Source organism: Enterococcus hailinensis, from assembly GCF_045862035.1.
In the GTDB taxonomy this organism is placed as follows: domain Bacteria; phylum Bacillota; class Bacilli; order Lactobacillales; family Enterococcaceae; genus Enterococcus_A; species Enterococcus_A hailinensis.
In genome coordinates this window covers 1-19700 of the sequence record NZ_BAAFRV010000008.1, presented here as the reverse complement: position 1 = coordinate 19700, position 19700 = coordinate 1, and the positions used below count along the sequence as shown (strand labels likewise).

Sequence of the window (19700 nt, the reverse complement as noted above, 5' to 3'; positions counted from 1 at the left end):
ATGGAGGCAAGCGGTTTATTTTTTCGAAAAATAAATACATTAGTAAAATAAGGAGCGAATATCATGGCTTATCAATTCAAATTACCAGATATTGGTGAAGGAATCGCTGAAGGCGAAATCGTAAAATGGTTCGTTAAAGCTGGCGATACAATCAATGAAGACGACACATTATTAGAAGTACAAAATGATAAATCAGTCGAAGAAATCCCATCACCTGTAACAGGAACAGTCAAGAAAATCATTATTGACGAAGGAACAGTTGCTAATGTCGGCGACGTATTAGTCGAAATCGATGCACCAGGACATGAAGACAATGAAGGAGATTCAGGTGTTTCCGCAGAATCACAAACACCATCAAGCCCAGCAGCTACTCCAACAGAAGATACTGAAAAAAGTGAAGATACAAATGCTGGAAGTACTGGCGGCGGTGTTTTCCAATTTAAATTACCAGATATTGGTGAAGGAATCGCAGAAGGTGAAATCGTAAAGTGGTTCGTTAAAGCTGGTGATACAATCAATGAAGACGACACATTATTAGAAGTACAAAATGATAAATCAGTCGAAGAAATCCCATCACCTGTAACAGGAACAGTCAAGAAAATCATTATTGACGAAGGAACAGTTGCTAATGTCGGCGACGTATTAGTCGAAATCGATGCACCAGGGCACAATGATTCAAGTGCAGCACCGACAGAATCATCATCAACTGCTGAAGCACCAAAAGCTGAAGCAAAGGGTGATACCACAGTTGTCGAATCAAGCAATCCAGATAAGCGCGTCTTGGCTATGCCATCTGTTCGTCAATACGCACGTGAAAAAGATGTTGATATTACTCAAGTAACTGCGACAGGTAAAGGTGGAAGAATCATCAAAGATGATATCGATACGTTTATCTCTGGTGACCAACAAGCACCAACCAAAGCAGAAAATACAGCATCTAAATCAACAGCAGGAGAATCGTCAGCACCAACCAAAGCAGATAAATCTGCGCAACCATTTGTATCTACTATGGGTGAAATGGAAACACGTGAAAAAATGACACCAACACGTAAAGCAATTGCAAAAGCGATGGTCAATAGTAAACATACTGCACCACATGTAACATTACATGATGAAGTAGAAGTGTCTAAACTTTGGGATCACCGCAAAAAATTCAAACAAGTTGCTTTGGATAATGGGACTAAATTGACGTTCTTGCCATATGTTGTTAAAGCTTTGACAGCGACAGTCAAAAAATATCCTGTCTTAAATGCATCAATCGACGATTCAGCACAAGAGATCGTTTATAAAAATTACTATAATATTGGTATTGCGACAGATACGGATCATGGATTATATGTTCCAAATGTCAAAAATGCGGATACAAAAGGCATGTTTAACATTGCTGATGAAATCAATGAAAAAGCCGCTTTGGCTCATGATGGGAAATTAGCAGCAGACGATATGCGTAATGGAACGATTACTATTTCAAATATCGGTTCAGTAGGCGGCGGTTGGTTTACACCTGTTATCAACTACCCTGAAGTAGCGATTCTTGGAGTCGGAACAATCGCACAACAACCGATCGTTAATGACGAAGGTGAATTAGCAGTTGGACGCGTAATGAAACTTTCATTAAGCTTCGACCATCGAATCGTTGATGGCGCGACAGCGCAAAAAGCCATGAATAATATCAAACGTTTATTGGCTGATCCAGAATTATTATTAATGGAAGGATGATAAAATCATGGTAGTTGGAGATTTTGCCATTGAATTAGATACAGTTGTAATCGGTGCGGGACCTGGCGGCTATGTCGCCGCTATCCGCGCTGCAGAAATGGGACAAAAAGTAGCGATCATTGAACGGGAATACATTGGCGGCGTTTGTCTAAACGTCGGCTGTGTACCTTCCAAAGCGCTGATCTCTGCCGGACATCATTTTCAAGATTCTTTAGATTCGACCATGTTTGGTGTCAGCAGTGAAAATGTGAAACTAGACTTTGCCAAGACCCAAGAGTGGAAAGAAAATGAAGTCGTTAATAAATTGACAAGCGGTGTTAAATTCTTATTAAAAAAACATAAAGTAGAGATTATTGAAGGAGAAGCTTTCTTTGTTGATGAACAAACACTACGTGTGATCCATCCAGAATCAGCTCAAACTTATTCTTTCAATAATGCTATTATTGCAACTGGGTCTCGCCCTATTGAGATTCCAGGATTTAAATTTGGCGGCCGTGTTTTAGATTCTACTGGCGGTTTGGCTTTAGAATCAGTGCCAGAAAAATTTGTTATCATTGGTGGCGGTGTAATCGGAGCTGAGCTAGGCGGTGCTTATGCTAACCTAGGTTCTCAAGTTACTATTCTTGAAGGCACACCTCAAATTTTGCCAACTTATGAAAAAGACATGGTTCAATTAGTTGAAAAAGATTTTGAGAAAAAAGGAATTAATATTGTTACTTCAGCGATGGCTCGTGAAGCGATTGATAATGGAGACAGCGTAACTGTCCGTTATGAAGTGGATGGAAAAGAACAAACGATCGATGCGGATTACGTTATGGTAACAGTAGGTCGTCGTCCGAACACAAATGACATGGGCTTAGAACAAGCCGGCGTTGAAATGACCGATCGTGGTCTGATTACTGTAGATAAACAAGGTCGTACAAATGTATCAAGTATCTTTGCTATCGGTGATATCGTGCCGGGCGCAGCATTAGCTCATAAAGCTAGTTATGAAGCTAAAATTGCTGCAGAAGCAATTTCTGGTAAGAAAGTGGCAGTAGATTACAAAGCGATGCCTGCAGTAGCCTTTACTGATCCAGAATTAGCGACGGTCGGTATGACAATCAAAGAAGCGAAAGAAGCCGGAATCGAAGCGAAAGCTTTCAAATTCCCGTTCTCTGGTAATGGTCGTGCGTTATCATTAGGAAAAACAGAAGGATTTATTCGCTTAGTGACTACTGTCGAAGACAATGTCATCATCGGTGGTCAAATTGCTGGAGTGGGTGCAAGTGATATGGTTTCAGAACTTGCATTAGCGATTGAGTCAGGTATGAACGCTGAAGATATCGCATTGACAATTCATCCCCATCCATCATTAGGTGAAATCGTAATGGATGCATCGGAATTAGCATTAGGAATGCCGATTCATATTTAAATGAATGTTGCACCGTATAACAATTGTTGTACGGTGCTTTTCTATTAGGAGGTAAAAGTATGCAAACAATAAAAATTGGAGAAAAGCGGGTGCCTATTATTGGCTTAGGAAGTTGGCATATGGGCGATGACCTTCGTTTAAAAAAGCAAGAAATTAATTCGATTAAAAAAGGGATCGAAGCAGGTATTACTGTCATTGATACAGCAGAAATGTATGGAGAAGGAAATTCTGAGTTGGTGTTAGGAGAAGCGATCAACTCGCTAAATCGCGACAATTTATATTTGATCTCAAAAGTCTATCCTTGGAATGCTTCAAAAAAGCAGTTGCCCGTCAGCCTTGATCAGAGTTTAGAGCGTTTAGGAGTAGACTACCTTGATTTATATCTACTGCATTGGCGTGGGTCGATTCCTTTAGAAGAAACAGTAGAAGCGTTAGAACAAGCAAAACAAGCCGGTAAAATTCGCGCATGGGGCGTTTCAAATTTTGATGTTGCAGATTTGGAAGAACTCTATGCAGTACCTAATGGCCAATATTGTGCTGCTAATGAAGTTTTGTACAATTTAGGTAGCCGAGGTATCGAATATGATTTACTTCCTTGGATGCAAGAACATGCGCTGCCTTTGATTGCTTATTCACCGATTGCCCAAGGAGATACGCTAGGAAATGAGTTTCAGCAACAAAAAATTTTACAAGCAATCGCAGATAACCACCATGCGACTGTATTTCAAATTCTATTAGCATGGACACTTCGAAATAATAATACATTAGCTATTCCGCAATCAAGTAACAGTGAGCATGTAATTGAGAATATAAATGCTGCCGAAATAAGTTTGACTGAAAATGAATTAGCTGAAATTGATCGAATATATCCTAAACCTACTAAAAAACAGTCTTTAGCGATGCTCTGATCAATTATTTTCCAAGTGAATAAGTTGAAAAAGCTGATTACTCATAGTTGTGTAATTAGCTTTTTTAGCTGGATAGGTTTTATAGTAAAGTGGATTCCATTCTTGTGGTAAACTAGCTAATGAATGAGGTGGAAAACAAATGGCAAATTATAGTTATCCAATCGATGAGGATTGGACACATGAAGAATTAGCGAAAGTAATTACTTTTTTAAATCTTGTTGAAGAAGCCAATGAGACAAGTGTTGACAAAGAAAAATTTATGGTTGGCTATAAAGAATTTAAAACAGTTATTAAAAGTATCGGAGAAGAAAAAAGACTCGGTCGAGATTTTGAACAAATCAGTGGCTATTCTTTATATCGAACAGTTCAACAGGCAAAAATGACTGATTCTAAACGTTTTAAAATCTGAGTTGAAGATTACTAGCAGATATGGAGGGAGATTATGGAAAAACAGATTATTGATTGGATCTATGAAGCTGCTGAAAAGATAAAAGCTGGATTGGGCGAAGCACTAAAAGTTGACCAGAAAAGCGGTAGAACAGATCTTGTTACAAATGTGGATAAAGCTGTACAAGAGTTTATTGTCGATAAAATCCATGTGTTTGATCCAGATGCGAAGATATTAGGTGAAGAAAATGGTCAAGATCAAACACCCATCGATAAAGGACGGGTCTTTGTAATTGATCCAATTGATGGAACACTAAACTTCGTGATGCAACAAGAAAATTTTTGTATTATGATTGCGGTCTATGAAGAAGGTATGGGTCAATTAGGATTCATTTATGATGTTATGCGTGATGAACTTCTCTGGGGTGGTCCAAAGGTGGGGAAAGTTTTTTATAATCATAAGGAACTAGCGAAACCTGAAAATAAATCATTAAGTCAAGGTTTAATGGGGATGAATGCCGGTTTATATCGTGAAAATCACTATCATGCCCAAACAATCGCAAAAGAATCAATGGGAATTAGAGTTTTGGGATGTGCAGGCTTAGATTTTATTGCCATCTTAAAAGGAACTCAAATTGGCTATATGAGTCTTTTGAGCCCTTGGGACTATGCTGCAGGGACGATCATGATGAAACAGTTAGGTATGACTTTCCATGGCGCAAACGCGCAACCATTACATTTTAATACGCGTGAATTTTTTATTGGTGGGACTGCTGCAGCAATGGCGGAAATACAGGCTTTTGATCAATAAAATTCTTAAGAAATGATTTTTTCTGAAAAAGTGAAAATGTTTTACTAACACTCTCTACGATTTTCTGTTATAATTGTCAATCGAGTGAGTCTCGCGTTACAAGAAAAGGAGCAATTAATTTGAAATACAGAGAAGATATTCGCAACGTAGCAATTATCGCCCACGTTGACCATGGTAAAACAACATTAGTTGATGAAATGTTAAAGCAATCTGATACCCTAGACAGTCACGTTAATTTACAAGAACGTGCAATGGATTCAAATGCATTAGAAAAAGAACGTGGTATCACGATCTTAGCCAAAAATACTGCAGTAAACTACAAAGACTTCAAAATTAACATCATGGACACACCAGGACATGCCGATTTCGGTGGTGAAGTGGAACGTATCATGAAAATGGTTGATGGTGTTCTTTTAGTTGTCGATGCGTATGAAGGTACAATGCCTCAAACACGTTTCGTTTTGAAAAAAGCCTTAGAACAACATTTAACACCAATCGTTGTTGTAAATAAAATCGACAAACCTTCAGCTCGTCCTGAAGAAGTTGTTGATGAAGTGTTAGAATTATTTATCGAATTAGGTGCGGATGATGAACAATTAGACTTCCCAGTTATCTATGCATCAGCAATCAACGGAACATCAAGCTTGTCAGATGATCCAGCTGAACAAGAAGCAACAATGGCACCAATTTTTGATACAATCGTTGAAAAAATTCCAGCGCCAGTTGACAACAGCGACGAACCTTTACAATTCCAAGTATCATTATTAGACTATAATGATTATGTTGGACGTATCGGTATCGGCCGTGTCTTCCGTGGGAAAATGAAAGTCGGCGACCAAGTATCTGTTATGAAACTTGATGGTTCGATCAAAAACTTCCGTGTAACAAAAATCTTTGGTTTCTTCGGCTTGCAACGTTTAGAAGTTCAAGAAGCACAAGCAGGTGATTTGATTGCCGTTTCAGGTATGGAAGATATCTTCGTTGGTGAAACAGTGACACCTATAGACCATCAAGATGCACTACCTGTGTTACACATTGATGAACCAACATTACAAATGACATTCTTAGTTAATAACTCACCATTTGCTGGACGCGAAGGTAAATACGTTACTTCACGTAAAATTGAAGAACGTTTAATGTCAGAATTGCACACGGACGTTTCACTACGTGTAGAAAATACTGATTCTCCTGATGCATGGACAGTTTCTGGTCGTGGCGAATTGCATTTATCAATCTTGATTGAAAATATGCGTCGTGAAGGCTATGAATTACAAGTATCACGTCCAGAAGTTATTGAACGCGTTATTGATGGCGTTAAATGTGAACCATTTGAACGTGTACAAATCGATACTCCTGAAGAATATATGGGTAGTGTAATCGAAGCTTTAGGACAACGTAAAGCTGAAATGCAAGATATGATTCATTCTGGAAATGGTCAAGTACGTTTGATTTTCTTAGCCCCAGCTCGTGGTTTAATTGGATTCACTACTGAATTCTTATCAATGACACGTGGTTACGGAATCATGAACCATACTTTCGATCAATATTTACCAATGATCCAAGGTGGTTTAGGTGGCCGTCGTAACGGTGCACTTGTTTCTGTCGATAATGGTAAAGCAACAATGTACTCAATCATGAGTGTAGAAGAACGTGGAACGGTCTTTGTTGCACCAACTACAGAAATCTACGAAGGTATGATCGTCGGCGAAAACAGTCGTGATAATGACCTTGGTGTTAATATTACTAAAGCTAAACAAATGACTAACGTCCGTTCAGCTAACAAAGACCAAACGTCTGTTATCAAAAAACCTCGTATCTTAACGTTAGAAGAATCATTAGAATTCTTGAACGACGATGAATACTGTGAAGTTACTCCAGAATCTATTCGTCTACGTAAACAAATTCTAAATAAATCTGAACGTGAAAAAGCTGCAAAAAAACGTAAATAGATTTTAAATATCTTTGAAAGCCACGCTAAATGAAGCGTGGCTTTTTTTAATTTTACTCAAATCAAATTGAATATATTAAATGGCAAAAAAACGTTATGTTTCATATTGGAGTTTTGTTTCACGAATACACTACGCAAAAGAATTGATTTTCTGCACTTTTGGCATAGTTTTTGGGTTTGTAACCTTATCGTAATATTTAATAGGCTGTGCAAAAGTCTAAATCCGAACGAAAGCTTTAGAAAAAGCTTAGTCTCGCGTAATTTTTTCCTTTTTGAATTTTTTCTATGTTATAATGTTGGAATCAAGATAGGAGGGGAAGCAAAATGGAAAATATTTCTTCTGATTTTGCCATTAAAGTATTACAAGAGGATGCAGATCGTATCAAATTATTGATCCGCAATCAGACCAATAGTCTTTGTATTTCTCAGTGTAAAGCTTTTGAAGAGGTCGTTGACACTCAAATGTACGGCTTCTCACGCCAAGTTTTTTTTGCAGAAAAAGTTGGTATTCTAAATCGTGGAGAAGGGCAACGAATGCTGAGTGAATTAGAAGCAGAGTTGAATCGTCTTTACACAGAATTGTACGAAACTCGTCAAGATTTGACGGATGCCGGCTGGGAGGCTTAGCTCTTGCCAACGAAAATTAAGAAACGTCATTTTTTAGATTATAGTATCTTGATACCGTATTTGATTTTAACGGTTATCGGATTGATTTTTGTATACAGTTCAACTTCCTATTTATTAATATCGAACAATGTAAGCCCAACGAGCTTGGTATTGAACCAAGGTATTTTTTGGGTTTTAAGTTTAATCTTGATTAGTTTGATGTATAAAATGAAAACAGATGTATTGAAAAGTCAGCAGTTGATTATTATAGCTACTTACTTTATTTTTTTGCTGTTGATTATTGTATTTTTTGTCGGTGATGAGGTAAATGGTGCTAAAGGTTGGATCAGAATTGGCTCTTTTAGTATGCAGCCGGCCGAGTACCTTAAAATTATGGTTGTCTGGTATTTATCATATATTCTTTCTAAACGCCAAGATACCATTCAAAATAATTTTGTGACTGATATGAAACGTCCAATGATTTTAGTGATCGTCATGATTTTGTTAGTTGCAATCCAACCTGATATGGGAAATGCAGCCATTATTACGTTGTTAGCAGTTGTATTATTATTATCGAGCGGAATCAATTGGTTTTACAGTGTGATCATCGGTGGTGGAGGAATAGTTGGGAGCTTCTTAGTGATCGAAATGTTGACCCACTTTGGAGAAAAAATATTTCCTGCCCGGTTGCAATATATTTTTAGTCGTTTTGAAAGTTTCAAAAATCCTTTCAAATATGAGCTTGACCAAGGCCACCAAATGGTAAATGGTTATTATGCCATGTATAATGGTAGTTGGTTCGGTCGAGGACTTGGAAATAGTATTGAGAAAAAAGGTTTTCTAAGTGAAGCCCATACTGACTTTATTTTTGCGATTGTTGTAGAAGAAGTTGGATTAATTGGCGCTTTGATTATTTTAGGAATCTTGATTTTTATGATCGTTCGAATTTTCTTAGTAGGTATTCGATCGAAGAAATCATTCAATTCATTAATTTGTATTGGAATCGGAAGTTTGTTGTTATTACAAGTCTTTATTAATCTTGGTGGTATTTTAGGAATTATTCCTTTGACAGGGATCACTTTCCCGTTCTTAAGTCAAGGGGGAAACAGTCTACTCGTCTTGTCTGTCGGCGTTGCTTTTGCGTTGAATATCAGTGCTGATGAGAAACGAACAAAACTTGCATTCGAGTATGAATACTTAAAAAGTCAGGAGTGAAGTGTATGAAAAAGGTATTGGTAGCAAATAGAGGAGAAATCGCAACGCGGGTGTTTCGTGCGTGTAATGAATTAAATATCAAAACAGTTGCAATCTTCGCAGAGGAAGATGCTTATTCTGTTCATCGTTTTAAATCAGATGAGGCTTATTTGGTGGGTAAAGGTAAAAAACCAATTGATGCCTACTTAGATATTGAAGATATCATTCGAGTAGCAAAAGAAGCTCATGTCGATGCGATTCACCCTGGTTATGGTTTCTTATCAGAAAATCTTGAGTTCGCTAAACGTTGTAGTGAAGAGGGTTTGGTTTTCATTGGACCTAACTTGCACCATTTAGATATTTTCGGCGATAAAATCAAAGCTAAAACAGCTGCTTTAGAAGCAGGGATTCCGTCAATTCCCGGTTCTGATGGTCCAGTGGATACAATTGAAGGTGTCTTAGCTTTTGCAGAGTCACATGGCTACCCAATCATGATCAAAGCGGCATTAGGCGGTGGCGGTCGAGGGATGCGTGTTGCCCATGATGAGAAAGAAGCTCGTGAGGGATACGACCGTGCAAAAAGTGAAGCGAAAGCAGCTTTTGGTAACGACGAGATTTACGTTGAAAAATATGTTGCCAACCCTAAACATATCGAAGTCCAAATCTTAGGTGACGAACATGGAAATGTTCTGCATTTATTTGAACGTGATTGTTCGGTTCAACGTCGCCACCAAAAAGTAGTAGAAGTTGCACCATGTGTATCTTTAAATGATGAGCAGCGTGAAAAAATTTGTCAAGCAGCAGTTCAATTAATGAAACATGTTGGGTATGTTAATGCAGGAACAGTCGAATTCTTAGTTGAAGGGAACAACTTTTATTTCATCGAAGTAAATCCTCGTGTCCAAGTAGAACATACTATCACTGAATTGATTACTGGTGTAGATATCGTAACTTCACAAATTTTAATAGCTCAAGGCAAAGATTTACATGAAGAAATCGGTTTGCCCAAACAAGAAGATATAAAAATCTCAGGGGCGGCTATTCAATGTCGTGTGACGACAGAAGATCCGTTGAATGGATTTATGCCAGATACAGGGAAAATTGATACTTATCGCTCACCAGGTGGTTTTGGCGTTCGTTTAGATGTAGGGAATGCGTATGCCGGAGCAACTGTAACACCTTATTTTGATTCATTATTGGTTAAAGTATGTACCCATGCGTTAACTTTTGATCAAGCAATTGAAAAAATGCAACGTTGTTTGATTGAGTTTAGAATTCGTGGTGTTAAAACCAATATCCCATTCATGCACAATGTGATCAGTCATCCTGTTTTCCAAAGCGGAAATGCAAAAACTACCTTTATTGATAACACGCCGGAACTATTCAATTTTCCACGTGTACGTGATCGTGGGAATAAAACAATGCGTTATATCTCAGAAATCACAGTAAATGGTTTTCCTGGTATCGACAAACAAGAAAAACGTTATTTTGAAAATCCTCGGATGCCTAAAATCGAAAATAAAAAAATTATCACTGCAAAAAATATCTTAGATCAATCCGGTCCAGAAGCGGTAACTAATTGGATCAAAGAACAAGATCCAGTCCTATTGACGGATACAACATTCCGTGATGCACATCAAAGTTTATTAGCAACGCGTGTGCGGACCCATGATTTATTGACGATTGCTGAAGCAACTGGCGAAGGTATTCCGGAGTTGTTTTCTAGTGAGATGTGGGGCGGGGCAACATTTGATGTCGCTTATCGCTTTTTAACTGAGGATCCTTGGAAACGTCTTAAATTGATGCGTAAAGCAATGCCGAATACATTACTTCAAATGTTATTCCGTGGTTCAAATGCCGTGGGTTATTCTAATTATCCAGATAATGTTCTAGAAGAATTCATCAAAGAAGCCGCCCACAATGGAATTGATGTGTTCCGAATTTTTGATAGCTTAAATTGGATTCCACAAATGGAGAAAAGCATTCAATATGTCCGAGATGCTGGAAAAATTGCTGAAGGTACGATTTGTTACACCGGCGATATTTTAGATCCATCACGGACAAAATATAATGTGCAATATTATAAAAATATGGCGAAAGAACTAGAGTCTATCGGTGCACATATGATTGCTATTAAAGATATGGCTGGGTTGTTGAAACCACAAGCCGCGTATCGTTTAGTTAGCGAATTAAAAGAAACAACGGATCTACCGATTCATCTGCACACTCATGACACAGCTGGAAATGGGATCATTACCTTATCAGCAGCAGTCAAAGCAGGCGTTGATGTGGTCGATGTAGCGACTAGCGCGATGAGCGGAGCTACTAGTCAGCCAAGTATGAGCAGTTTATATTATGCGTTGCAATACGGTGACCGTGCACCAGAACTAAATCTTAAAAATGTTCGTCAAATCAATCATTATTGGGAAGATGTACGCCCATATTATTCAAGTTTTGAAAATGGTTTAGTAGCGGCTCAAACAGAAGTTTACAGTCATGAAATGCCTGGTGGTCAATATTCAAACTTACAGCAACAAGCAAAAGCAGTTGGCTTAGGTGACAAATGGGATGAAATCAAAGAGATGTATCAAACAGTAAATCTAATGTTTGGTGATATCGTAAAAGTAACCCCATCTTCAAAAGTGGTTGGTGATATGGCATTGTTCATGGTTCAAAATGACTTAACTGAAGAAGCCATCTATGAACGTGGAAATGAATTGAGTTATCCTGATTCAGTCATTAGCTTCTTCCAAGGCGAATTGGGTCAACCTGTGGGTGGATTCCCAGAAAAATTACAACAAATTATTTTACAAGGACGTCCCGCAATGCAAGAACGTCCAGGTAAATTTGCTGAACCGGTTGATTTTGATAAAGTAAAACAAGAACTACAGGAATTGATTGGTTTTGAACCAAGTAAAACAGATGTTTTAAGCTACTTGATGTATCCGCAAGTATTTTTAGATTATCAAAAATCATATGCACAATTTGCAGATGTTACTTTATTAGACACTCCGACTTTCTTTAGCGGTATGCGCTTAGGTGAAACCGTCAATGTTCAAATTGAAAAAGGTAAAATCCTGATTATTCGTCTAGATGAAATTGGCGAGGCAGATATTGAAGGAAATCGTACGTTGTTCTTTAACTTAAATGGCCAACGTCGTGAAATCGTAGTTAAAGATGCTTCTATCAAGAGTGCCGTTCAAACAAAACGTAAAGCAGAACCTACAAATCGGGAACAAATTGGTGCCACGATGTCTGGTTCGGTCTTAAAAGTCTTAGTTAAAAATGGCGATCGCGTTGAAAAAGGGCAACCATTGATGATTACTGAAGCGATGAAGATGGAAACATCGATTGATGCTCGTTTTGCAGGTAAAGTATCTCATTTATATGTTGAAGAAGGCGAGAGCATTTCTTCTGGTGATTTATTGATTGAAGTTGTCGAAAAGTAAGGAGCGTTGTTAAGTGAAAAGAGTGATTGGTTTTATTAGCATCCTATGTATTGTATTGATTGGTTATTATTTGCAACCAGTCCTCTTTCCACCCGCTCAAAAAAAGGTTAGTGTAGAACCTGCGACAAACCAAGTGGTAAAACATAAGGCATTGCAATTTCAAAAAATAAAAACAGCTGGCTATGCACAATATATTTCTCAACCTGTAGCTGAATTTGAAAAAGTTTTTGGACAACCAACGAAAATCGAGAATAGCGGTTTCTTTTTTCAAACTAGAAAGTATCCTTTTGAAAAGGGAATCTTAGAAGTGAACATTGAAGCGGATAAGATAAGTACGATAAAGATAATGTCTAAATCAGCGGACACGCAGCCGTTTAAATTTGGAATGACGAGCAATCAATTATCGGATCAAATTAATCTATCAGCGGATTTTTCTTTGACTTATGATGAAGAACCGGTTGCAGTTGAATTAAGTGAAAGCGATATGCGCTTTCGACCGTTGATCGCGTTTGATAATAATACTTTTGCGATGCTTTTTTTCAATGGCAAAACAGAAAAAATGATCGGAGCAGTCTATGCCGACTTGGAAAGTCTACTGCGCTTGATGCCTTATCAAATCAACAGTGGCAATCCGTTGGCTAATCGTGTTCAAGAAAGCAATCTTGATTGGTCCACTTTAAATCGAGAAAAACAACAAAATTTAGCTGAAGCAATCAATCTCTATCGTTCATTACATAAAAAGACTACCAATCTGGTTTCAGAACGTGCAACAAGCGATAGTGAAAAAATGCTCTCTGAATTTTTAAATAGTCCTAAAAAAGTATTGAATAAGGAACGTTTAGAAGAGTGGCAAACAGACCAAAGCGCACATTTGAGTAATTTATCTTTCGAACTCAAAGACAGTGAATTTAAAAAATTGGCTAAAGAAAATCAAGTTGAATATAAAACTGGATTTAGTTATACACCTACAGTAGATCCTTTATTTAATCTATTTGAATGGATCAGTCATAGTCATCTAGTCGATATTTTTGACGATCCTGAGGCAGATGAGTTAGGCGTTGCAATTGATCAAGAAAGTGTGCTAATCTTGAAACAAGAACCAGAAAAAACAAAGGATAGTGAGTAAGTTGATTATTAATGAAGCGTTCTTCCAATTAGAAGACCAAAATCGCCTACTGATTCAAACTATCTTAGCCAGTCAAAATTATCAAAATTATTTACTGACTAAAAAAGAGATGGATGATTGTCCTGAAGTAGCTGAATTAAGAAAAGTTTTTCAAGCCACAAAAGATAAATTTGAACGGATTTCTTCATATGGCGAGTACGCGCCGGGATATCGTGAACAACAACGAAGTGTTCGATCAAGCAAACGTGCTTTAGACTTAAATGAAAAAGTTGCTGCCTTTCGAATTGCTGAAACCGAGCTACAACAACTATTGGATGAAATTGGTCAACGTTTGGCAACAACCATTTCAAATGAAATCAAAGTAGATGCTGGAAATCCCTTTTTCGAAACGGGAAATCATGGTTGCAAGGGGAATTGTCATGGATAATACAGAATTCGTAGTACAAAAAAGACGTGGGATGATTGTCTGGGTCTATTCATTGAAACAATTAAAAACATTGAAACGTTTTGGCTTAATTCATTTTGTTTCGAGAAAAATGAAATATGTTGTATTGTATGTGAATGAAGAAGTTGCAGACGAAACGGAAGAGAAATTGCAAGCTTTGCATTTTGTTCGTCAAGTTGAACGTTCTTACCGACCAGATATCGAAATGAATTTTGCTGATCGTATCGGAACAAAAGCTGCATACCAAGTTAAAGATGACGATGAGTTGGATGTCGTAGAAGCCAATACAAAGATTCGACTAGCTGAAACAGTCTAAGTAAGGTGAAAAATGTCTGATTTATTCAAACATTTTTCATCTTTTTCTTTGATAATAGTGAAGTCAGTGAATCTATAAGAGAATCTTTTAAAAAATTAAGTTTGTTAGATGAGGAAAGAGAGGCATGACAAAACATGCGGGTAGTTTCAGGTGAATACGGTGGACGTAAATTAAAAACTTTAAGTGGAAACAATACACGACCAACAACAGATAAAGTTAAAGGTGCGATTTTTAATATGATTGGCCCTTACTTTGATGGTGGTGCAGCATTGGATCTTTTCTCTGGAAGTGGTTCTTTAGGGATTGAAGCGGTCTCTCGTGGAATGGACAAAGCGGTATTAGTAGAAAAGAATTTTCGAGCGATGGAAATTATTCGTGAGAACGTCGCAATGACTAAAAATGAGGAAGCTTTTCAATTACTGAAAATGCCAGCAAACCAAGCGATTCAACGTTTAGTAGAAACAGAAACAAAATTTGATTTAGTTTTGCTGGATCCTCCGTATGCGAAGCAAGAAATTGTAAAACAAATTGAGCAGCTTTTAGATCATGCTTTACTGACAACAAATGCAATCATTGTTTGCGAAACGGACAAAGCAGTTGAATTACCAGAAAAAATAGGAAACTTAAAAGAACGTAAGCGGCAAGATTATGGGATCACAGCAGTAACTATTTACGATTGGGAGGATTAAAATGAAAAAAATCGCTCTTTTTCCTGGCAGTTTTGATCCGTTAACGATGGGTCATTTAAGTACGATTGAACGTGGAGCACAACTATTTGATGAATTGGTTATTGGCGTTTTCGTAAATACTAATAAAAAAAGCTTTTTTACATCGGAAGAAAAAGTAACAATCATTAAGGAATCGGTCAGTCATTTAGCCAACGTTCGTGTATTGGCACAAGAGAGTGATCTAACTGTAAACGTAGCTAAAACATTAGGAGCTAAATTTTTATTACGGGGGATTCGTAGTATTAAAGATTATGAATACGAGCAAGAAATCGCTCTGATGAATCAGCATTTAGCGCCAGACTTAGAAACTGTTTTCTTATTAGCTGAACCGAAATACAGTCATATTAGTTCTTCCTTATTAAAAGAAGTTTGGACTTTCAATGGAGATATAAAAGAATACTTGCCGGAACCTGTTTTTCGAGCATTGGAAAAGAAGCGTGAACAATTGTGAAAAATAATAAATTAGTTAAGCGGCTCCTGCTGATTTTCATCGCATTGGTTGCAGTTGCCTGTGTGATAGTACCTTTACCATATTATATTGAAGAGCCGGGAGATACTATCAATTTAAAAGAATTGATCACGGTCAATGATAACAAAGATGATCAAAAAGGTTCCTTCAGTTTGACCTCAGTCGGTATTCGTCGCGCAACGGTTTTTACAATGGCCAAAGCCAAATTTGAACCGTTTTACGAGATTATTTCTGCTGAAGATCTAACTGGTGGAGCTAGCGATGAAGAATATATACAGATTCAACAGTTCAATATGGAAACTTCTCAAAATTTTGCGATTGAGCAAGCAATGAAATTAGCAAATAAACCTTATGAAATGAAATATAAAGGGGTCTATGTTCTAGGAGTAGAAAAAAATTCTAATTTTGCTGGAAAAATCTCGATTGGAGATACGATCACAAAAGCTGATGGCAAAGAATTTGCAAGCAGTGAGGAATTTATGAAATATGTGAAGTCACAAAAAGTTGGTCAGGAAATGAAAGTGACCTATATCCATGATGGCAAAACAAAAGAAGCGACTGAAAAATTAATCAAACTTCCAACCGATAAAAAGCCTGGCATCGGAATCAGTCTGACTGACCATACTGAAATTGAATCGCAGGAGAAAGTGAAAATCGATGCTGGAAGCATTGGTGGCCCTTCTGCAGGCTTGATGTTCACCTTAGAGGTTTATCAACAATTAGTTGATAAGGACTTACGACATGGTCAAAAAATCGCCGGTACCGGTACGATGGATTCTGCGGGAAACGTTGGACGAATCGGTGGTATTGATAAGAAAGTAGCTAGTGCTTCAGCTAGCGGCGCAAAAATCTTCTTTGCTCCAAATGATGAAATCACTAAAGAAATGAAAAAAGCACAGCCAGGAATTAAATCCAATTATGAAGAAGCTAAAGCAGCAGCTAAAAAATTAGGCACTGAGATGAAAATTGTTCCTGTTAAAACAGCACAAGATGCTTTAGATTATTTAGAACAAATGAAATAGAAAAAAGAGTTCTGATAAATTATCAGAACTCTTTTTTTGCTAAAAAAATAAGCACTCTCTAAAATTTTCTAATATATCATAAATAACATATATTATAATTTGTTTTATTCATTTTTTACTAGATTTTTAATTAAAAAAATCATATCATTAAGTAATGGGCGAATTATTTTTTATAAAAATGCTATAAATATAGAAATGAGTGAATAGAAATGAATAATCTTTTTTATGATTTGATTTATGAAAAAAAAACAAAACGCCTGTTAATGATTTTATCTGCACTAAGTAAAACTGACGGATCAATTAAGGCTATCGATTTGTGTGAATTACTTGATATTACTAAGATAACTCTCAATACAGATATTGATAATTTGATCAATCGAATTCCTGAATATATTCAACTTGAGTACAATGGTCACGAGTTACAATTAAAGTGCCAGGCAGGATATTTGGTCCAAGATTTTCTATTAGAAGTTGCTAAAGATAATGTAATGTATAATCTATTCAAAAATATATTATATAATCGGAAATTTAAACTTCATGAAATAGCTGAAATGCATTTTAGCTCTGAAGGATCAATCAGAAGCAGGATTGAACATTATAACAAAATTTTAAAACGATTTAATTTGAAATTGAGTTTTTATGAAGTAGATTTAATTGGTGATGAAATCAATAAACGCTACTTTTTTCATATCTTATTCACTGAATTTAGACAGTTTTTCATGGCTCATCCCGATCATGATACTGAAGAAAACGAAAGACTGTTACAAGAAATGCGAGAAATATTATCTAAAAAGCAAAAACAGCTTTTAAATATAACCTACTATAAATTAGTTCGATGGTTATCTATTGCTCGGATTCGGGTAATCAATCAACAATATGTAGAACTACCTGCTGAGAAAGTCGCAGCTATTTCTAAAGAAAAAGAATTTTTAGAGTTTGAACGAACGTATCGTTTAATAGAGGACAATTTAATTGAGAATACTGTTTTGCCGTTAGAGGAAATTGTTTGGGCCTATGTAACAACGTTAGATACGGTAGATTACTCTGGCGAGATTAAAAACCGATCTATGCATCGCGATAGTTCCTTTGATGAAACGGATGGGGTTTTTTATCAAATGATTCAAGAAACAGCTAAAATGCTAAATATGAGTGGCTACGGAGATTTTCATTTCTCAGTCTTTTCCTATTTGAAAAATATTCGATATTTATCTCAGCTTTCACCGATTTATCAATTAGCTACAGATACACTAATTTTCTATACACGCGAAGAAAATGAAGGCGTTTTTGAATTATGGAAGCAAAAAATTGTCAAATATATCAACTCTTTATCTTTTGATATTGAATTTATAGAGGGAATCGCTGCACATTTAACGTTAATAACTAGTCAATTTTTTCAGTCTAGTAGAACGAAAAAGAGAGTAATCTGCTCATTTTCAGGCGAGACTGGATTATCCAATTTGCTTAGAGTCAAACTAGCGGATCACTTGGGTGATTTAGTAGAATTAATTTTTATTTCAACACATGAAATAACGGATAGAATATTATTGAAATACAGGGCTGATATAGTAATAAGCAACCATCCAATCAAAAACTGCACAGTACTAAACTATCGGATTCCTTATATTCCACAATCAAAGGATTATGAAGAATTGCGAAAGGCAATCTATATTGACTCAGATAAAAGTAATTCTAGAGTTATGCAATTGAAATAGAAAGTAAACGGAATTATTAACTACGAAAACATTCTTCCCTTAGGAGGAATAGGTATTTAAATTATTTTTGTAAAAAATTTTAAATTAAATAAAAAATAATAAATACACAAAAAGATCGTTCATTTAATGAAGGATCTTTTTGTGTATTTATCTATTTGATTTTAGAATACATAGTGAATGTTGAAAAAAAAGATATGGAAAAAAACTAAATTTTTTGCTTAAATAATCGAAAGTTATTTTTTTATCTAAAAAATTTAAATAATTACAAAAAAATAAGCATAGATAGAATATAAATAATGGTTTAGCATATTTTAACGTAGAGATATTTAAATTATATTAGTATATTTAACTGGAAAATAATTTTTTGAATAAATTAGAATTTAAAGGAGAATGTTATGGATGGAAGATATTTGAAAGATTGTTTATCAAATTTCTATTTATCTTTACAACCAATTGTATCTTTTTGTAAAGAAGTTGAAAAAATCGAAATGTATGAAGTATTGTTGCGTTCCACGAGTACGAATGAATTTCCTAAGAGTGATTTTTTACGATTAGTTTATGATGAACAAGCTAATAGGCTCTTTTTAAGCTGGTATAAGGAAAAATTGACCTATTTTTTATCTGAAAATCCAAAAATCCATGTGACTCTTAATCTTCATCCGATTCAATTGTCATATGCAGGTACTTGGACATTTCTAAGTACTATGAAAATTTTTAATCAGAAGCTCCTGATAGAAATAACTGAACATAATACTAGTGTAGCTGATTCAAAAGTTTACCGAGAAGATATTTTACCAGGAAGTCTTAAACGAATTCAACAGTTGGGCTTCTTCGTTGCATTTGATGATGTGGGTACAGGCTTAAATACTTTGGAATCTGTAGACCTTAATATACATCAAATTGAGATCCTTAAATTTTCTTTACTGCCGTTCGAAAAAGCAGAAGAAGAGGATAAAATCGAAAAAGCTAAAAAATGGGCATCTGTTGCTAGAAATAAAAATAAACGCTTTGTTGTTGAAGGCGTCGAAAGTAGAAATATGTCGAACCAATTGGTTGAAGCTAATATTTTCCTGCAACAAGGTTATTTATGGTCAAGTAAGGAGATGAAGATCGAATGATGAGTTCTATTTTTATTACAGCTTTTCTTTTTCCGTTAATGATTGCAGGACTACTTGCAACTGCTGATTTATTTATTCGTAGCATTGAAAAAAATGTCTCTAATAAATTTATACATATCATGATTATTGTTCTTTTATTGTTTACTCATCAATACTTTATTTTAACTTTTTCTCATAATCTTGTCGGATTTATTTGCTATCTGGTGTTAGTATCAAATCTTAGACAACTTTTCGTAGAGACAGAAATAAATTAAACTTATCTACGAGAGGATGGATTTTATGACCCGATACGAAGAAAATTTCAAACAGATGATTGTTGAGCTGAATC

General features: G+C 36.1%; 18 protein-coding genes. All 18 read left to right on the top strand.

Features of this window, described 5'->3' with window-relative positions:
* Positions 1-63: 63 nt before the first annotated feature.
* The 18 genes from ACKTSC_RS07615 (at position 64) to ACKTSC_RS07530 (ending at position 19626) form a co-directional block, all read left to right on the top strand.
* Complete coding sequence (locus tag ACKTSC_RS07615) at positions 64-1719, top strand: dihydrolipoyllysine-residue acetyltransferase (protein ID WP_407857269.1); 1656 nt, start codon at positions 64-66, stop codon at positions 1717-1719.
* Positions 1720-1726: 7 nt separating this feature from the next.
* A complete protein-coding gene (gene lpdA / locus ACKTSC_RS07610; RefSeq protein WP_407857268.1) occupies positions 1727-3133 on the top strand; it encodes a dihydrolipoyl dehydrogenase in 1407 nt (468 codons plus the stop codon).
* Between the two features lie 59 nt (positions 3134-3192).
* Positions 3193-4041, top strand: coding sequence for an aldo/keto reductase (locus tag ACKTSC_RS07605; protein WP_407857267.1), 849 nt, complete (start codon positions 3193-3195; stop codon positions 4039-4041).
* A gap of 139 nt (positions 4042-4180) precedes the next feature.
* Positions 4181-4450 (top strand): UPF0223 family protein, encoded by a 270-nt coding sequence (locus ACKTSC_RS07600; protein WP_332580139.1) that lies wholly within the window; start codon positions 4181-4183, stop codon positions 4448-4450.
* Between the two features lie 33 nt (positions 4451-4483).
* Positions 4484-5239, top strand: a complete 756-nt coding sequence (locus ACKTSC_RS07595) for an inositol monophosphatase family protein (protein ID WP_407855710.1) — start codon at positions 4484-4486, stop codon at positions 5237-5239.
* A 119-nt stretch (positions 5240-5358) separates the two neighbouring features.
* The gene (gene typA, locus ACKTSC_RS07590; RefSeq protein ID WP_332580141.1) at positions 5359-7188 is read left to right on the top strand and encodes a translational GTPase TypA; all 1830 of its coding nucleotides are present in this window, start codon (positions 5359-5361) and stop codon (positions 7186-7188) included.
* Between the two features lie 323 nt (positions 7189-7511).
* A complete protein-coding gene (locus ACKTSC_RS07585) occupies positions 7512-7814 on the top strand; it encodes an Fpa/YlaN family protein (RefSeq protein ID WP_071858771.1) in 303 nt (100 codons plus the stop codon).
* Between the two features lie 3 nt (positions 7815-7817).
* The gene (locus tag ACKTSC_RS07580) at positions 7818-9008 is read left to right on the top strand and encodes an FtsW/RodA/SpoVE family cell cycle protein (protein WP_332580142.1); all 1191 of its coding nucleotides are present in this window, start codon (positions 7818-7820) and stop codon (positions 9006-9008) included.
* A gap of 5 nt (positions 9009-9013) precedes the next feature.
* Positions 9014-12436 carry a pyruvate carboxylase gene (locus ACKTSC_RS07575; protein ID WP_407857266.1) on the top strand — a complete coding sequence of 1141 codons (3423 nt, stop codon included), beginning with the start codon at positions 9014-9016 and terminating at the stop codon, positions 12434-12436.
* Between the two features lie 13 nt (positions 12437-12449).
* Positions 12450-13562, top strand: coding sequence for a CAP-associated domain-containing protein (locus tag ACKTSC_RS07570; protein WP_407857265.1), 1113 nt, complete (start codon positions 12450-12452; stop codon positions 13560-13562).
* A gap of 1 nt (position 13563) precedes the next feature.
* Positions 13564-13989: a YlbF/YmcA family competence regulator gene (locus tag ACKTSC_RS07565; protein ID WP_332580145.1), complete on the top strand. Its 426-nt coding sequence runs from the start codon at positions 13564-13566 to the stop codon at positions 13987-13989.
* Complete coding sequence (locus tag ACKTSC_RS07560; protein ID WP_332580155.1) at positions 13976-14323, top strand: YlbG family protein; 348 nt, start codon at positions 13976-13978, stop codon at positions 14321-14323. The genes ACKTSC_RS07565 and ACKTSC_RS07560 overlap by 14 nt, the downstream gene beginning before the upstream one ends.
* A gap of 134 nt (positions 14324-14457) precedes the next feature.
* On the top strand, positions 14458-15012 hold the full coding sequence (gene rsmD / locus ACKTSC_RS07555; protein ID WP_332580146.1) for a 16S rRNA (guanine(966)-N(2))-methyltransferase RsmD: 555 nt from the start codon (positions 14458-14460) through the stop codon (positions 15010-15012).
* 1 nt (position 15013) lies between these two features.
* Positions 15014-15502 carry a pantetheine-phosphate adenylyltransferase gene (coaD, locus tag ACKTSC_RS07550; RefSeq protein ID WP_407857264.1) on the top strand — a complete coding sequence of 163 codons (489 nt, stop codon included), beginning with the start codon at positions 15014-15016 and terminating at the stop codon, positions 15500-15502.
* Complete coding sequence (locus ACKTSC_RS07545) at positions 15499-16542, top strand: SepM family pheromone-processing serine protease (protein WP_407857263.1); 1044 nt, start codon at positions 15499-15501, stop codon at positions 16540-16542. The genes coaD and ACKTSC_RS07545 overlap by 4 nt, the downstream gene beginning before the upstream one ends.
* Positions 16543-16751: 209 nt before the next feature.
* On the top strand, positions 16752-18254 hold the full coding sequence (locus ACKTSC_RS07540) for a helix-turn-helix domain-containing protein (protein WP_407857262.1): 1503 nt from the start codon (positions 16752-16754) through the stop codon (positions 18252-18254).
* A 395-nt stretch (positions 18255-18649) separates the two neighbouring features.
* Positions 18650-19372: an EAL domain-containing protein gene (locus tag ACKTSC_RS07535; protein ID WP_407857261.1), complete on the top strand. Its 723-nt coding sequence runs from the start codon at positions 18650-18652 to the stop codon at positions 19370-19372.
* Positions 19369-19626: a hypothetical protein gene (locus tag ACKTSC_RS07530; RefSeq protein WP_407857260.1), complete on the top strand. Its 258-nt coding sequence runs from the start codon at positions 19369-19371 to the stop codon at positions 19624-19626. Before ACKTSC_RS07535 ends, ACKTSC_RS07530 begins: the two co-directional genes overlap by 4 nt.
* Positions 19627-19700: the final 74 nt, after the last annotated feature.

Bases quoted from the DNA above. Each gene is read 5' to 3' on its own strand.
- ACKTSC_RS07600 (WP_332580139.1), top strand. From the start codon at position 4,181: ATGGCAAATTATAGTTATCCAATCGATGAGGATTGGACACATGAAGAA.
- ACKTSC_RS07615 (WP_407857269.1), top strand. From the start codon at position 64: ATGGCTTATCAATTCAAATTACCAGATATTGGTGAAGGAATCGCTGAA.
- ACKTSC_RS07535 (WP_407857261.1), top strand. From the start codon at position 18,650: ATGGATGGAAGATATTTGAAAGATTGTTTATCAAATTTCTATTTATCT.
- lpdA (WP_407857268.1), top strand. From the start codon at position 1,727: ATGGTAGTTGGAGATTTTGCCATTGAATTAGATACAGTTGTAATCGGT.
- ACKTSC_RS07605 (WP_407857267.1), top strand. From the start codon at position 3,193: ATGCAAACAATAAAAATTGGAGAAAAGCGGGTGCCTATTATTGGCTTA.
- coaD (WP_407857264.1), top strand. From the start codon at position 15,014: ATGAAAAAAATCGCTCTTTTTCCTGGCAGTTTTGATCCGTTAACGATG.
- rsmD (WP_332580146.1), top strand. From the start codon at position 14,458: ATGCGGGTAGTTTCAGGTGAATACGGTGGACGTAAATTAAAAACTTTA.
- ACKTSC_RS07595 (WP_407855710.1), top strand. From the start codon at position 4,484: ATGGAAAAACAGATTATTGATTGGATCTATGAAGCTGCTGAAAAGATA.
- ACKTSC_RS07585 (WP_071858771.1), top strand. From the start codon at position 7,512: ATGGAAAATATTTCTTCTGATTTTGCCATTAAAGTATTACAAGAGGAT.
- ACKTSC_RS07540 (WP_407857262.1), top strand. From the start codon at position 16,752: ATGAATAATCTTTTTTATGATTTGATTTATGAAAAAAAAACAAAACGC.
- ACKTSC_RS07575 (WP_407857266.1), top strand. From the start codon at position 9,014: ATGAAAAAGGTATTGGTAGCAAATAGAGGAGAAATCGCAACGCGGGTG.
- ACKTSC_RS07530 (WP_407857260.1), top strand. From the start codon at position 19,369: ATGATGAGTTCTATTTTTATTACAGCTTTTCTTTTTCCGTTAATGATT.